At 32.3% G+C, this 15,535-nt stretch carries 16 protein-coding genes; 11 read left to right on the forward strand and 5 right to left on the reverse strand.

What is annotated here, in order from left to right; all coding sequences use genetic code 11:
- Nucleotides 1-20: 20 nt before the first annotated feature.
- The 11 genes from DES48_RS05180 to DES48_RS05230 all read left to right on the forward strand — a co-directional run bounded on the left by DES48_RS05180 (nucleotide 21) and on the right by DES48_RS05230 (nucleotide 11,834).
- Nucleotides 21-1,160, forward strand: coding sequence for a glycosyltransferase family 4 protein (locus tag DES48_RS05180; RefSeq protein ID WP_113867416.1), 1,140 nt, complete (start codon nucleotides 21-23; stop codon nucleotides 1,158-1,160).
- On the forward strand, nucleotides 1,141-2,472 hold the full coding sequence (locus tag DES48_RS05185) for a hypothetical protein (protein ID WP_113867418.1): 1,332 nt from the start codon (nucleotides 1,141-1,143) through the stop codon (nucleotides 2,470-2,472). Before DES48_RS05180 ends, DES48_RS05185 begins: the two co-directional genes overlap by 20 nt.
- Complete coding sequence (locus DES48_RS05190) at nucleotides 2,469-3,524, forward strand: TDP-N-acetylfucosamine:lipid II N-acetylfucosaminyltransferase family protein (RefSeq protein ID WP_113867420.1); 1,056 nt, start codon at nucleotides 2,469-2,471, stop codon at nucleotides 3,522-3,524. Before DES48_RS05185 ends, DES48_RS05190 begins: the two co-directional genes overlap by 4 nt.
- Nucleotides 3,524-4,258, forward strand: coding sequence for a GNAT family N-acetyltransferase (locus tag DES48_RS05195; RefSeq protein ID WP_113867422.1), 735 nt, complete (start codon nucleotides 3,524-3,526; stop codon nucleotides 4,256-4,258). The genes DES48_RS05190 and DES48_RS05195 overlap by 1 nt, the downstream gene beginning before the upstream one ends.
- Nucleotides 4,245-5,378 (forward strand): dTDP-4-amino-4,6-dideoxygalactose transaminase, encoded by a 1,134-nt coding sequence (gene rffA / locus DES48_RS05200; protein WP_113867424.1) that lies wholly within the window; start codon nucleotides 4,245-4,247, stop codon nucleotides 5,376-5,378. Before DES48_RS05195 ends, rffA begins: the two co-directional genes overlap by 14 nt.
- Nucleotides 5,379-5,397: 19 nt before the next feature.
- Nucleotides 5,398-6,708: a lipopolysaccharide biosynthesis protein gene (locus tag DES48_RS05205; protein ID WP_170126168.1), complete on the forward strand. Its 1,311-nt coding sequence runs from the start codon at nucleotides 5,398-5,400 to the stop codon at nucleotides 6,706-6,708.
- 19 nt (nucleotides 6,709-6,727) lie between these two features.
- Nucleotides 6,728-7,591, forward strand: coding sequence for a glucose-1-phosphate thymidylyltransferase RfbA (gene rfbA / locus DES48_RS05210; protein ID WP_113867428.1), 864 nt, complete (start codon nucleotides 6,728-6,730; stop codon nucleotides 7,589-7,591).
- A gap of 22 nt (nucleotides 7,592-7,613) precedes the next feature.
- The gene (rfbB, locus tag DES48_RS05215; protein WP_113867430.1) at nucleotides 7,614-8,669 is read left to right on the forward strand and encodes a dTDP-glucose 4,6-dehydratase; all 1,056 of its coding nucleotides are present in this window, start codon (nucleotides 7,614-7,616) and stop codon (nucleotides 8,667-8,669) included.
- 430 nt (nucleotides 8,670-9,099) lie between these two features.
- Complete coding sequence (locus tag DES48_RS05220; protein ID WP_113867432.1) at nucleotides 9,100-10,023, forward strand: Wzz/FepE/Etk N-terminal domain-containing protein; 924 nt, start codon at nucleotides 9,100-9,102, stop codon at nucleotides 10,021-10,023.
- 348 nt (nucleotides 10,024-10,371) lie between these two features.
- Nucleotides 10,372-11,538 carry a nucleotide sugar dehydrogenase gene (locus DES48_RS05225; protein WP_113867434.1) on the forward strand — a complete coding sequence of 389 codons (1,167 nt, stop codon included), beginning with the start codon at nucleotides 10,372-10,374 and terminating at the stop codon, nucleotides 11,536-11,538.
- Between the two features lie 107 nt (nucleotides 11,539-11,645).
- Nucleotides 11,646-11,834 carry a hypothetical protein gene (locus DES48_RS05230; protein WP_147232382.1) on the forward strand — a complete coding sequence of 63 codons (189 nt, stop codon included), beginning with the start codon at nucleotides 11,646-11,648 and terminating at the stop codon, nucleotides 11,832-11,834.
- Between the two features lie 87 nt (nucleotides 11,835-11,921).
- Here DES48_RS05230 and DES48_RS05235 read toward each other — a convergent pair whose 3' ends face one another.
- From DES48_RS05235 to DES48_RS05255, 5 genes are all read right to left on the reverse strand, one after another.
- Complete coding sequence (locus DES48_RS05235; protein ID WP_113867438.1) at nucleotides 11,922-12,230, reverse strand: hypothetical protein; 309 nt, start codon at nucleotides 12,228-12,230, stop codon at nucleotides 11,922-11,924.
- A gap of 27 nt (nucleotides 12,231-12,257) precedes the next feature.
- Complete coding sequence (locus DES48_RS05240; RefSeq protein ID WP_113867440.1) at nucleotides 12,258-12,719, reverse strand: competence protein ComK; 462 nt, start codon at nucleotides 12,717-12,719, stop codon at nucleotides 12,258-12,260.
- A 3-nt stretch (nucleotides 12,720-12,722) separates the two neighbouring features.
- A complete protein-coding gene (locus tag DES48_RS05245) occupies nucleotides 12,723-12,980 on the reverse strand; it encodes a helix-turn-helix domain-containing protein (protein ID WP_113867442.1) in 258 nt (85 codons plus the stop codon).
- 536 nt (nucleotides 12,981-13,516) lie between these two features.
- Nucleotides 13,517-13,828, reverse strand: coding sequence for an iron-sulfur cluster assembly accessory protein (locus DES48_RS05250; RefSeq protein ID WP_113867744.1), 312 nt, complete (start codon nucleotides 13,826-13,828; stop codon nucleotides 13,517-13,519).
- A gap of 136 nt (nucleotides 13,829-13,964) precedes the next feature.
- Complete coding sequence (locus DES48_RS05255) at nucleotides 13,965-15,518, reverse strand: AbgT family transporter (protein WP_113867444.1); 1,554 nt, start codon at nucleotides 15,516-15,518, stop codon at nucleotides 13,965-13,967.
- Nucleotides 15,519-15,535: the final 17 nt, after the last annotated feature.

The following is a 15,535-nucleotide window of genomic DNA, read 5'->3' on the forward strand; positions in this document are numbered from 1 at the left end:
TATAAAATGAGGTGTAAGGCATGAAGGTTCTTCATATTAACTCATATTATAGTGGAAGCAAATTTTATAAAAATTTATACGATCAACAAGAAAAAAAAGGGCTTGATATAAGTGTTTTTGTACCTACAGCATCTTCGGTAGAAAATATTGAAGGTTTCGGTGAATATACAACTATAAGCACAAATCATTCAAAATACGATAGGTTCATTTTTCATCTAAAACACATTAAAATCTTAAAGGATATTATTAAAAAATATGATATTGAAAATTACACATTAATCCATGCCCACTCTTTGTTTTCTAATGGATATATTGCTATGAAACTAAAAAAAAAGTATGGCATCCCATATGTTGTAGCAGTACGGAATACAGATGTTAATACCTTTTTTAAGAAAATGATACATCTTAGAAGAATGGGGATTGAGATCTTGAAAAATGCAAATAGTATAATTTTCTTATCTAAATCTTATAGAGATGAAGTAATTGGAAAATATATCCCTGAGAAAATGAAAGAATTAATTATTAATAAGACATCAATTATACCAAATGGTATAGACGATTTTTGGATAGCTAATAAAATGGAAAAACGGACTAATCCAGATAAAAATGATTTAAAACTACTATATGTAGGTGTGATAAATAAGAATAAAAATATCATAACAACTACTAAGGCAGTTGAGAAGTTGCAGAAAAATGAAATTAAGGTAAGACTGACTATTGTTGGACGAATAGAAGATCCTTCAATATATGATCAGATTAGAAAACTGGATTATGTTGACTATATAGAACCTAAACCCAAAAAAGAACTACTGGAAATATATCGTCAGAATGATATTTTTGTAATGCCATCAATTCACGAAAGTTTTGGATTAGTTTATGCTGAAGCTATGAGCCAAGGATTACCTGTTATTTATTCCAAAGGTCAGGGGTTTGATGGACAATTTGAAGAAGGCCTAGTGGGTTTTAGTGTAAATTGCATTGACGAAGTCGAAATTTCAAATAAGATCATTGCTGAAGTAAAAGATTTTGATTCTATTTCGTTTAATTCCACTAATAGTGTTAATAAGTTCAGCTGGAACAATATTTCTAATGAGTATTATAATATTTATAAAAATATTATAGAAGAGGATAAATTTAATAATGCAGTTGAAAATAAATAAGAATAACTTAGTATTGTTCGTCATTCTATCTACGATGATTTTGCCAATTATGAATTTTTTTGGATTTGGGATCCCTGTAATATACTTATTGACTCCCTTGGGAATTGGTATATTAATGTTGATAATGTTCGGGCGGGTGAAAATACCTAGGATTGTAAAGGTACTATTAGTAATTTGGTTTATGATTCTATTTCAAATTGTAGTAACGACTTTATATTCAACCGTTAATAAATTAGGATACTTCGTATTCCCAACGGATATAACACAATATGTAGTTAGATTTGTTTTTTTAGTTTCATTTATTGTTATTGCATATAAGGGATATATTGATAAAGATAAGTTTATAAATTATTTTCTAATCGTTTTGATTATGGGGATGAGTATTGGGATACTACAATGGTTACCTTGGATTGGTAGAGAATTTTTGACTAATGTCTATCCGTTTAAAGATGGAATAGATCAATTAAAAAATCTTGATAGGCCCTTACATTTAATAAGGATTCATGGATTTGCTCAACATGCAACAGGAAATGGGGGTATTGCAAGTTTCGCACTTGTATTTGGCTATTGTGTAAAGAAGTATTATAAAAAATACAATATCTTAAGTTTAATACTAATTATGATGTCAGTTATAAATATTTTTATAAGTCAAGCAAGAGCTGGTATGCTTGCAGCTATCTTTTCAATATTCCTTCTATATGTGGTGAATATAAAGTATGAAAAAAAAGGATTAAAATCTACAATTTATATGCTAACCTTAATTTCTATATTAGCGCTAGTAGTGTATTACTTGTATAATTCCGGTAATCCTTATGTTGTTTTAGCCTATGATAGGTGGTTAAATCTTTTTGAAACTGGTGGAGGTGCAAGAGCAACCACACAGCCCCAGTATTTCTTTTCTATGATGGAAAGTGCAGATTATTTCTTCGGACTTTCTAAACCGATAATAAATAGAAGTTTAATAAGCTATGGTATTGAAATTGAACCTTTAAATATTTTTGTAACCTATGGTCTTGTTGGATTTATATTTCACTATACATTAGTAGCATTTCTTCTAATGTACTTCTATAAAAAGATAAGTAAAAAAGTAGAGGATAAAGCAACTCTAACATTGATAATTGCATCATTTGTTGGCTTGTTTGGTTATCAGATATTTTCAGTGGCATATTTTTTCTTTAGAGAAATTAGAATTGGATTATTTCCTTGGGTGTTAATGGGAGTAGGTATTGGTTTATATGAAAGATATAAGTTAAAAGGTTTGTCAAATAAAAGCAAAGAAATAAAGCTTAATAATAAAGGAAATTCACTATGAATATACTTCATATTTTTAAAAATACAAATGAGAAGTTTTATAACCCGTTTATTTCATTCATAAATGCGAACTTTAATTATAACGATCACTACTTTATGATAGAAAAATATACAGACAAGAACAAAGACACGAAATTTGCTGATAATGTTGAACTCGTTAACAAAAGAAATTATTTTAGAATAGTTAAGCGATTATATACTTCAGATAAAATAATATTGCATTCACTCATGTCTCCAAGGTTAATGTTTCTTCTTTTTTTTCAACCTTGGTTATTAAAAAAATGTTATTGGGTGATATGGGGAGCTGACCTGTATTATCATAATTATCGACATCGAAATATAAAGTCGAATATAAATGAAAATATGAGAAAAAAGATAATCAAAAACGTAAGAGGAGTAATAACTCATGTTAAGAGTGATTATGAACTAGCGAAAAAATGGTATGGAACAAAAGGTGAATATTATTATTCAAGTTTATACCCAAGTAATTTATATCAAAAATTTCCTTATAATAATGAAATGATTAATTCCAACAAGACGTATATTCAAATAGGGAACTCGGCAGACCCTAGTAATAACCACTTTGAAGTTTTAGATAAATTGCAAAAATACAATGATTTAGATATTGAGCTAATATGTCCATTATCATATGGAAATAGAGAGTATGCTAGTCAAGTTATAGAATACGGAAAAAAATTTTTTGGTGATAAATTTATACCAGTAACCGAATTTCAACCTTTTGATGAATATCGAAATTTACTTGCGAAAATTGATGTAGCAATTTTTAATCATAACAGACAGCAGGCGTTAGGGAATATAATAACCTTACTAGGTCTTGGAAAGAAAGTTTATCTTAGAAAAGAAATCACAACTTGGCAGTTTTGTATAGATCATGATCTAAAGATTTATAGTGCAAATGATGAGCTTGGCGACATATTTATACATATGTCTATGTCTGATAAGCGAAATAATATAAATAAAATTACAACTCAGTTTTCCGAAAAAAAATTGATGCAAGACTGGAATACGATTTTTGAAGGAGATATTCGATAATGCGAAATCTTGAAATTAAAAAATTAGAATGGGAATCAAAATTCTGGGAAGTCGATATCTACGGTATAAAAAGAGATTTTAGTATATCGAATAATAAGATTAATATGAAATTTCCACAAGACAATTCATGTTTTATCATTCAAGAGTTAGTAGCAGTTGAGCAGGTTGATTATATAAATCAGCTAGAAGCGCTAGGCTTTAGATTTATTGAAAATAAAATTAACTTAGTGAAAAAAGTACAGGATTCTTCGAGTGTTTTAGCAGATCATGTGATAAGGTCACTAAATATTAACGAGGTTGCTAAATATAAGAATGAATTTTTTGAATTATATGGTGAAGTATCAAGGTTTTTAATCTTTGGAAAAAATAAAGTGAATCAATTTTACTATAAATGGGTTTTTAAAAGTGTTAAGGGAGAATTGGATGACGGATGTTTTGGTTATTATATTGGGGAGGAACTAGCTGGTTTTATAACATATAGAATTGTTGATCAAAAGTTGATAGTTGGATTAATTGGAGTTTTTTCTAAATTTCAAGGAAGAAAAATTAGTCAATATCTTCTTAATTATATTAATAGCCATGCTTTACAGAACAATTGTATAGAAATATGTATTGCGACTCAGGGAAAAAATATTAGAGCCATAAACGCATATATTAAAAATGGTTTCTATATAGAGGAAATAAAAAATTGGTATTATTTAATAGGGGGAGAGGAGCAAAATGATAAACTTTAATGTACCACCTTACATCGGAAGAGAGCAAGACTACATCCAAGAGGTAATTAGAACGAACCAAAAGCTTTGTGGAGATGGACCGTTCACTAAGAAATGCAATAATTGGATGGAAGAACATTTTGATGTATTAAAAGTTCTATTAACTACTTCTTGCACCCATGCATTGGAACTGGCAGCAATTTTAGCTAAGATAAAGCCAGGAGATGAAGTAATAGCACCTTCGTTTACATTTGTTTCAACAGTAAATGCATTTGTATCTAAAGGAGCAACAATTGTATTTGTTGATATAAGACCAGATACCCTAAATATTGATGAGAAATTAATTGAAGATGCAATAACTGAGAAAACAAAAGCTATCATTCCAGTTCATTATGCCGGTGTGGCTTGTGAAATGGATAAAATAATGGACATAGCTAAAAAACATAATTTGTTTGTAATTGAAGATGCTGCACAAGGAGTGATGGCTACTTATAAAGGAAGAGCTCTGGGGACAATAGGAGACTTTGGTACTTATAGTTTTCATGAAACGAAGAACTATACAATGGGTGAAGGTGGAGCATTATTAATTCGTAACAAAGAATATGTTGAACGAGCAGAGATAATTCGTGAAAAGGGAACAAATCGCAGCAAATTCCTACGAGGACAGGTTGATAAATACTCATGGGTAGACGTAGGTAGTTCATATTTGCCAAGTGAATTAAATGCAGCATACTTGTATGCTCAACTTGAAGAAGCCAAACTAATTAACGATAATAGGCTAAAGACTTGGAATTTGTATTATGAAGGATTAAAAGAACTAAAAGACAATAAATTCATTGAATTACCAGTAATACCAAACTATTGTACGCACAATGCGCATATGTTTTATATTAAATGCGAAAATTTGGAAGATAGATCATCGTTAATCAATTACTTGAAGGAAGAAGGAATAAATGCAGCATTTCATTATGTTCCTCTCCATAGTTCAGAAGCTGGATTAAAATATGGTCGTTTCCATGGAAGAGATGAGTTTACTACAAAAGAAAGTGAACGGTTAGTGAGATTACCTATGTATTATGGTTTAGAACCTGAGAAAACTAAGTATATTATTGATACTATTTTTAGATTCTATGTCAAATGAAGCTAAGGAGAAAAATATATTGAATCTAATATCAATACTGAGTAAGAAAATAAAAAAAAGTAAATTCCGAAAAAATATTCTTCTAATTGCTGGGGGTACGGCATTTGCACAAGTACTTGGAATTATTTTTTCTCCAATCATTACCAGGATATACCCTCCTGAACAATATGGAGTGCTAACTGCATATACCGCTGTGTTGGGATTAATTGTGATCTCCGCTTCTTTAGATTATCAAAAGGCAATACCAATAGCTGAAGATGATAATAAAGCAGTAAATCTCCTTGTTTTATCATTAATTTCATTATTTTCAGTAGTTGCCTTTATAACAATTCTATTATATTTTTTTGGGGATTTTTTCTTGGTGGTATTAGACAGTGAGGTTCTGTCATCTTACAAATATTTGATACCATTAGGAGTCATATTTGCGGGTTTATATAATATTGTTTTGCAATGGGGATTTAGAAAACGTAATTACCGAGTAATAACTAGAACGAAAATAAGCCAAAGTTTCACCTCCAATTTAATAAAAATTGGATTAGGTATACTGAACATTGGACCGATTGGATTAATTATTGGAACGATAACAGGTCAAAGTGCTGGAATTACATCATTATCATTTCCACTATTTAAGAATCGATCTGCTATTAATACTGTGAATTTCAAATCACTAAAATATGTATTAAAGAGGTATAAGAAGTTCCCTTTATTTTCTGCACCTAGTAATTATGTTTATACTGCAAGTAATAATTTGCCTATAATTTTACTGGCTTCATTATTTGACAGCACTGTAACTGGTTTTTTCGGTTTGGCAAAAAGTATAACTTATTTACCTATAAGTTTAATTGGAAATTCAATTTCTCAAGTTTTTTATTCTGAATCAGCTTATTTAGGAAATGAAAATCCTAAAGAAATTAAAAAGTTATCTATCAAGTTAATGAGAAAAATTGCAATAGTTGCAATGATACCCTTATTATTATTATTATTTTTTGGTCCCTTAGTTTTTTCTTTTGTGTTTGGGGATGATTGGTATGGAGCAGGGGTCTATGCTCGATTGTTATCAATTATGGTATACTTTCATTTTATTATAACCCCTATTGGAAGAGTTTTAGAGATATTCGAACGACAACGTGCTGGATTAGTTCTAAATATTGTAAGACTTTGTTTAGTTGTAGGTGTTTTCTTAAGTTCAAAAATGATGGAGTTCAATTCATATATAACGATTGGATTGTATTCAATATCAAATGCAGTCACTTATATAATTTTACTTATAATGGTTTTAAGAATTTTGGACAATGAAATTAAAAGAGTTGATGATAAGTTAAGAATATAGTCAGGAAAGGTGGAAAATAATGAAGGGAATTATTCTAGCTGGTGGAAGTGGAACAAGACTTTATCCTATAACTAAAGGTATCAGTAAACAATTATTACCTGTATATGATAAACCAATGATTTATTACCCATTGAGCGTTTTAATGCTATCAAAAATTAGGGAAGTTCTTATAATTTCAAACCCAGAGTATATCGATTTTTATAAAAAATTATTAGGAGACGGATCTGAGTTTGGAATGCGGTTTGACTATAAGATTCAAGAGCATCCAAGAGGTTTGGCGGATGCGTTTATAGTAGGGGAAGAATTTATTGGTGATGATAGTGTTTGTTTAATTTTGGGTGATAATGTATTCTATGGACAAGGTTTTGGACCTAAATTAGTTAAATCCGCAACAATTAATCAGGGCGCTGTAATCTTTGGTTATTATGTAAATAATCCAAAAGAATTTGGAGTGGTAGAATTTGATGAAGGTAATAATGTGATTTCTCTAGAGGAGAAACCCGATAATCCAAAATCACATTATGCAATTCCCGGGTTATATTATTACGATAATTCCGTAGTGGAAAAAGCTAAAAATCTAAAACCTTCTAGTAGAGGTGAAATAGAAATAACAGATTTGAATAGAGTATATTTAGAAGAATCGAACTTAAAAGTTGAATTACTTGGACGCGGATTCGCATGGTTAGATACAGGCACGTATGATGGACTTGCTGATGCCTCAGATTTTGTAAAGACTATTCAAAAACGAACAGGGCTCTATATTTCTTGTTTAGAAGAAATAGCATATCGTAATGAATGGATAACAAATGATCAATTAATGAACTTAGGACAAGCTTATGAAAAAACAGAATACGGAAAATATATTTTAAGTATTTTGAAGTAATAAAAAATGAGAGGTGAATGACTTGAAAACTATTTTAATAACCGGTGGTGCAGGTTTTATTGGTAGTAATTTTGTGAAATTTATGCTTGAAAAGCACCCAGACTATAAAATTATCAATATTGATGCGCTTATATACGCGGGAAACCTAGAGAATCTCAAAGATATCGATGATAATCCAAATTATGAGTTTATCAAAGTTGACATCCGTAATAGAAAGAAGATTGATGAAATTTTTAAGAACAATGATATCACTTCTGTCATAAACTTTGCTGCAGAATCTCATGTGGATAGAAGCATTGATGAACCAGAGGTGTTCTTAACCACAAATATTATTGGTACTCAAGTGTTATTAGATACAGCCAAAAAATATTGGAAAGTAAACCCTGAAGATAAATATTGTAAAGAATATAAGTCTGGGGTTAAATTCCTTCAGGTTTCTACTGATGAAGTTTATGGAGAGCTTGATGAGACAGGCATGTTTGTAGAAAAAATGCCATTAATGCCAAATAGCCCTTATTCAGCGTCTAAGGCAAGTGCGGATATGATTGTTAGAGCATATAATGAAACATTTGCAATGCCTGTGAATATTACTAGATGTAGCAATAACTATGGACCATATCAGTTCCCTGAAAAGTTAATCCCACTAATGATTAACAACTGTCTAAAAGATCAAGACCTTCCGTTATACGGTGATGGGATGCAAGTAAGAGATTGGCTTCATGTTTCTGACCATTGCTCAGCATTGGATGTAGTTCTTCATAAAGGTAGAAGTGGAGAAGTTTATAACATTGGAGGTAATAACGAAAAAGCAAATATTGAAATTGTTAAGTTGATTATCAGTACGCTTGGTAAAACAGAGAAATTGATAAAATTTGTGAAAGATCGTCCAGGCCATGATAAAAGATATGCGATCGATAATACAAAGATCACAACTGAACTTGGATGGGAACCAGTATTTACGTTTGAACAAGGAATAAAAGAAACAATTAAGTGGTACCTTGAAAACATTGAGTGGATGGAGAATATCGTTTCAGGTGATTATAAAAACTACTATAATAAGATGTACACTGGAATTTAATTTTTCAATAGGGTTTTCTTCAGTGTTTAGCTAGAAGTGTTGAAGAATGAAGTAGGTCTTTTGCGTGGATAGCAATTAAAAAGATTATAATCAATAGATGTAGGTTCGGAACATGTAACAAGTTAATGATTTGATAATATAATAGGCTCTTTCTCCTTTTGTCTTAGGGTTAAGCAAAGTCAATTTTTGCATTCGAAAAGTTAAATTTTCACTTATTAAGTCTGTATTAAGTAGTCTAAACTTGAATAAATAAGTTTTCTCTACTTAATACTCACTTATAAATTGTATGAAATTACAAATTAAAACGTTCATTTTACCTAATAATGTCTTGTTGCTGTATTTACACAATAATCTATTACTGATATAATCATAACGTTCGACAATAATGTCCATTTTTCTAACTAATAGCTAATCAGGGGTGTTTACAAGTATGGAGGAAGAAATTAATATAAAAGAAATTTTACAGAAATTGTGGGATGGGAAATGGCTAATAGCAATTATAACTATTATTATTCTTTTATTTACTTCGATTTATAGTTTTTTAATCGCAGATCCAGTTTATAAAGGAACTGCGCAAATTAGTGTGACTAGTGTTTCGTCTGTGCCAGAAAATATACAACCCGTAGTGACTGAAGTAACAAAACCAAATATGTTGGCAGCAAAGATGACGTCTTCAGAGGTTTTAGCTCAAGTTATTGAAGAACAGGATTTAGATATAACAGTAGGAAGTCTACAATCAAAATTGAATATTGAACTCCCTACAGAGGAGACATCACCATATATCTCCGTTTCAATGGAAGGAACTGATCGAGAGGAAATTACCGCAATTATAGATCAAACTATCAATCAAGCTCGAGAAAAAATGAACGTAGACATTGAGTCGCGATTAGGTGTTTTAGCAGAAGAATATCAACAAAAAATGAATGAAGAAAATGAAAAGATTACTACAGTTGTAGATGAGTTTAATACTATGCAAGCTGGAGAAGGATTACCTGCCCTTGTCTTATTGGAACAAAGCACAACCGAGGGAAAATATATTTTGGATGTTAACGAAGAGATTTTAGATGAATTAAGAGAATTAAATAAGACGGATCAAGTGGAATATGAGAAAATTAATACTGAAATTGAAGATTTGACGGATTTATACAATTTTTATCGAAAGCAATATGATGAAGTTAGTAGTGTGCAAACAATGAATATTGCTGAAATGAGTACAGATGTAATAGCAGAACCTTTTGTACCAACACAACCAATCTCCCCTAACAAAATACTAAACCTAGCCATTAGTATAGTCTTAGGCTTAATATTAGGTGTATTTATCGTACTTTTCCGATCTTATATGAAAGACGAGTAATGGTGCACTTGTCACCACTTTACTTTTCGTGAAAAATGGTGAGACTAATTTTATAAAATAGTAGTATTAACCGACCTGTTTCTTGAAAAACAATAGGTCGGTTTTTATATGATTTTTGATAATAAATATACTGGTGCTACGTCATAACCTGTTTTTTTAATAGACACTAAAAATGCTGTTATTCTATCTGTATTCGAGATAGTTTCGGCACCAATAGAAAAGTTAAAGATTAACAACTCAATCTCTAATGTAACTAAACTTAAAATTAACATTTCCTTAATACAAGAATAACAATATATCTTTATAATATAAATTGTAAAAAAGGATATTAATTTTGAGGTGAAAACGTTGAAAATAACAGTGGCAGGTACAGGTTACGTTGGTTTGTCCAATGCGGTTTTGTTAGCTCAAAATAATGAGGTAACTGCATTTGATATTTCACCAAAAAAGGTTGAGATGGTTAATCAAAAGAAGTCCCCAATTTTAGATGAAGAAATACAATCTTATTTAGAAGCAAGGGATTTAGACTTGTATGCAACGGTTGATAAACAAGTAGCATATCGTAATGCTGAGTATGTCATTATTTCTACACCTACGAATTATGATCCGGATAAAAATTATTTCGATACTAGTACTGTAGAAGATGTTATTAACGATGTATTAGCTATTAACCCAGAAGCAGTGATGATTATTAAGTCGACTGTCCCTGTGGGGTACACAAAAGAAGTAAGGGCAAAATTTGATACGGATAATATTATTTTTTCTCCAGAGTTTTTACGAGAAGGAAAAGCTTTGTACGATAATCTTTATCCGTCACGTATCATTGTTGGAGAACAATCCGAGCGAGCGAAGACTTTTGGAAATCTATTAATAGAAGGTGCAATTAAAGAAGATATTGCTGTACTTTATACCAATTCAACGGAAGCTGAAGCGATAAAATTATTTGCCAATACGTATCTAGCCATGCGTGTAGCCTTTTTCAATGAATTAGATTCCTATGCTGAAATAAGAGGATTAAATACAAAGCAAATTATTGAAGGAGTTGGATTAGATCCGCGCATCGGTTCGCACTATAACAATCCTTCTTTTGGATATGGTGGATATTGCCTGCCGAAAGATACCAAACAATTACTAGCAAACTATGAAGATGTTCCAAATAATATCATGAAAGCTATTGTTGATGCCAATCGGACACGAAAAGATCATGTTGCGAACAGTATTATCGAACGACATCCTACTATTGTTGGAATTTATCGCTTAACAATGAAAACGAACTCTGATAACTTTAGACAATCAGCAATCCAAGGTGTGATGAAACGGATTAAAGCGAAGGGAATTGAAGTCGTTGTCTTTGAGCCAGTTTTAGAAGAGGATCAGTTTTATAATTCTAGGGTAATCAAAGATTTTGATGAATTTAAACAAATATCGGATGTCATTGTTGCTAATCGTTTGACCGATGATATGAAAGATATAGCAGAAAAAGTCTATTCGAGAGATTTATTTAGTCGTGATTAAGTATATTAAAATCGCTACTGCCATATACACGATATCCACTAGCAAAAGCAGTCGTAAAGTCCTATTTATTTAATGCTTGTGTTTTCATTATAAAAGGTAAAGGGTTATTGTCTTATTTGGATACGATTGAAGAAAAAGATAACGTTATACAAGAACAAGTTGTCTTACTAGTACAGCGGTTTTGTTGTCCCAATCGTGGTGGTAGCTTCTCCATAAAGAATCGAAAACGTGTCGATGTTACAGTAGGAGCAACTTTACAAGATTTAGATGTACTTCTCGGTTTATATGAATTTTAATAATAAAAAACGTTTAATAGCTTGAATTGAATCAAGTTGCTAAACGTTTTTGTTCTATATATTATAATTTTTTTAACCAACCATTTTTTACTTTTTAGATTCACAAGCCTCAATAAAGCGCCAAAATTCATTCCCAGTAAGTTGGGAGAAGGTCTCAAGAAATATTTGTACTTTTTTTTCACTAGGGAAAGTTCTTGTTAGTAAACGTTGTTCAATCCGATATTCCAATGGAGGATAGAGTTTTATTTGGTAGAGTTCAAGTGTTTGATTATCATCATTTCTTCGTAATACCACGATACCATGTTGTTGTTGAGTGGGGTGGATAAGCATACCTTCATAATAAGTTTGATCTGCAATCTCTTCACCAAGAAATAAACTTAATTCTTCATTGATCATAATAAACGCTCCTTTGCAAAATTTAATTTACAAGTACATAGCTTTATTTGTCGGAGCATACGTTGATTCATTTAGGAAGAGTTGTTGCTTGTTGTGAAAAGTTATGATCGTTTGTTGGATTGCTTTATTCGGATGTGCTGTAATATGTAAGATATGTTTTGCGAATACCCAACTAGCAGAAAAATTATGGGCTGACTGACTAGGGAAGGAATAAATCAAAGGTCTTTCATTCATAACTATCGGTACTTTTTGTACTAAACCAAGAAGGTGGCAACTTGCTCGCCGCCTTCCTTCATAGGTAGCGCCATGATGGATACAACTAGCTTTGATAATCTGTAATGGTGTTTGGCGGACTTGAATAGTTCGTTCTTTTTCATAAGCAATCGCATCAAAGTTAATCGCACGTACGGGTACGATTGCTAATGTGTTATTGGAGACGATATAGTGTTTACATATAGTATTAGAATAGTTCTGTTTTATATGTCCCATTTACTACTCCTCTAATGGTTCATCTGGGTCAATGTAGTAGTTTTCATATTCCTTCAGGATGTAGTTGTGATCAAGTTGAAGTAATTTTTCTAATAGTAAACTGGAAGTGAAACTTGGGAAATTGATACCTCGTTCGATTTTACTTAAAGCATCTTTTGAAATTCCCATTTTGTGAGCCAATTCTTCCTGTAAAATATTATTTATGTTACGTTGTGTGCGTATATAGTTACCATAAAAAAGTTGAAAGCTTTTATCGTTCATTTTTAGTCCCTCTTCCCGATTTTCCAAAAAGAAATTGAAAAGATGAACGAACTATAGTTCGTTTTATGGATAATTTTGTAATTTAAGTGCTGTTTTTTTAAAAAAAAAAGATATAGTCGTAGTAGATGATATATACAAATATGACGAACATCGTGTAGTGACTGATCCTGAAGAAATGATTGGGTTTGAATTAGGAAATGTTACTGTTCACCAAGCGCAGAAGGTGACTCGATCCTTTACAAATTTATCGGTGAATTACTTGGATTACAAAACAATAATACTGGTGGCGTTCCAGAGGTTTACATTGATAGGAAGTATTATCTGACTATCCGATGTAAACAATTGAACAGAAGGCGAACGCTATTTGGCGATCACTAATGAGTTGGATGAAGGAGCACACGGTACAACTATTTGTAACTAAAGAAGGCAAGTTAAAGTAATACAGCTGAAAAGTTTATGTGCTGGTTAACATAGATAGCAATCTATTCCTTTCACAAAACAAAAAAACTATCGGGATACGTCTCCCAATAGTTTTTTTAGTGATGTAAGTGGTGTGGCGGATGGCCCTTAGAAGAATTTGAAATAACAAAGCCTTCCTCTGGAATATAAAAATACTGCACCCAAACACCATCTAAAAAGTCATCTCTACTATCTAGTAGTACATCAATGTCTTTATCTGTGTGGACAATTTCATCATGTTCGGTTGGTTCATCGAGCATCACATCGTAGTGTGCATGATTCCCATGGTGTTCGGTAACGTAGACGCGAACCATTTTACCTTCCACACCGTCACTGTTTAACCATTGCTTCAGTACTTTTGCTGCATTTCTATTGATTTTACATTTCATCATTTCACCCCACTCCAGATTATTATTTACGCTATGAAATAAAAAGTAAAGTTATCTGCTTGTTCACATCATTTTTAATTTTATTGACCATGCATCAAAAAAGCATCCCATTACATGAACGGGATGCTTCTTTATCTTATTGTTTTAAATGAATATATTCGCCTGGGCCAAGTGGTAATCCGAAGAAGTACCAAACAATGAATAAAATGATCCAGACAATCGCGAATGCGATAGAGTACGGGAGTAAGGAAGACATAAACGTTCCAATCCCAATTTTTTTATCGTATTTCTGGGCAAAGGTTAATGCAATAGCGAAATAAGCAAGCATTGGTGTGATTGGATTCGTAATGGAATCCCCAACACGATAAGCGGCTTGCGTAAATGCTGGGCTATAACCAAGCAACATAAACATTGGCACAAATACTGGGGCTAAGATTGCCCACTTGGCTGAAGAAGAAGCGATAACTAAGTTGATCAGTGCGGCAATAATGACAAATCCAAGCAATAATGGTAAACCAGTCAACCCAATATTTTGTAAGAATTCTGCCCCTTTGATTGCAACTACTGGACCTAAGTTACTCCAATTAAAGAATGCAATCATCTGTGCTGCAACAAAGGCAATCACAATGTAAGTCCCCATGCTAGCCATAGCTTGTCCTAAATGATCGGCAACGTCTTTTGATGATTGTAATGTCTTTGTAGCAAATCCATAAAACAATGACGGTACTAAGAAGAATACCATCATTAAGGGAACAATTCCATCCATGAATGGGGAAGTTGTTAATGATCCTGTTTCTGGATGTCGCAATAAAGCGCCGCTAGGAATGGTAAGAAACGCCACAGCAATTGCTAATACAGCTAACGAAATTCCGGCCCATAGTAATCCTTTTTTCTCAGAGGGTGTTACTTTTTCCATTTCGATTTCTTCACCTTCATAGTGTCCTAAGCGTGGTTCAACAATCTTGGTTGTCACAAACACAGCCACAGGTACTAATATCAGGCATGAAATCACAAGGAAATAATAGTTCATCGCAGGGTTTGCTACATACTCTGGATCGATGATTTGTGCTCCTGTTTGAGTAAAACCAGCCACCAATGGATCGAGCATACTTAAAATTAAATTGGCACTAAATCCACCAGCTACAGAAGCATAAGCTGCTGCCAACCCAGCAATAGGGTGTCTGCCAAGTGCAACAAAAATCATTGCTACAATTGGTGGTAGAACAACCATCGCAGCGTCTGCGGCTGCATTTCCCACCATTGCAACCAGTACAATGACGGGTAGGATTAATTTTTTCGGTGCATTAAGAATGGTTGTCTTCATAAAAGCAGCGATTAACCCAGTGGATTCTGCTAAACCAACCCCAAGCATAACCACTAGTACTAATCCCAACGGAGGAAAGCTTGTAAAGTTGGTTACTAGGTTTTGTAGGATTTTAATTAAACCAGCACCATTTAATAGGTTAACTACTGCTATTTCTTCATTTGTTGCCGGATTTACTGCAGATGTTCCTAAAGTGGAAAAGAGAGCAGAAGCTAATAAAATGATAATCGTGATACCAACAAATAACATGATTGGATCCGGTAATTTATTTCCATACTTTTCAATGAAATCTAAAAATCGATTAAATAGTCCTCTTTTTTTCGGTGATGGGCTAGGGGCCCCTTCTACATTTGTATGAACTGACATACGTATCCCCCTTAATA

This window comes from Paraliobacillus ryukyuensis, from assembly GCF_003315295.1.
GTDB lineage: Bacteria > Bacillota > Bacilli > Bacillales > Amphibacillaceae > Paraliobacillus > Paraliobacillus ryukyuensis.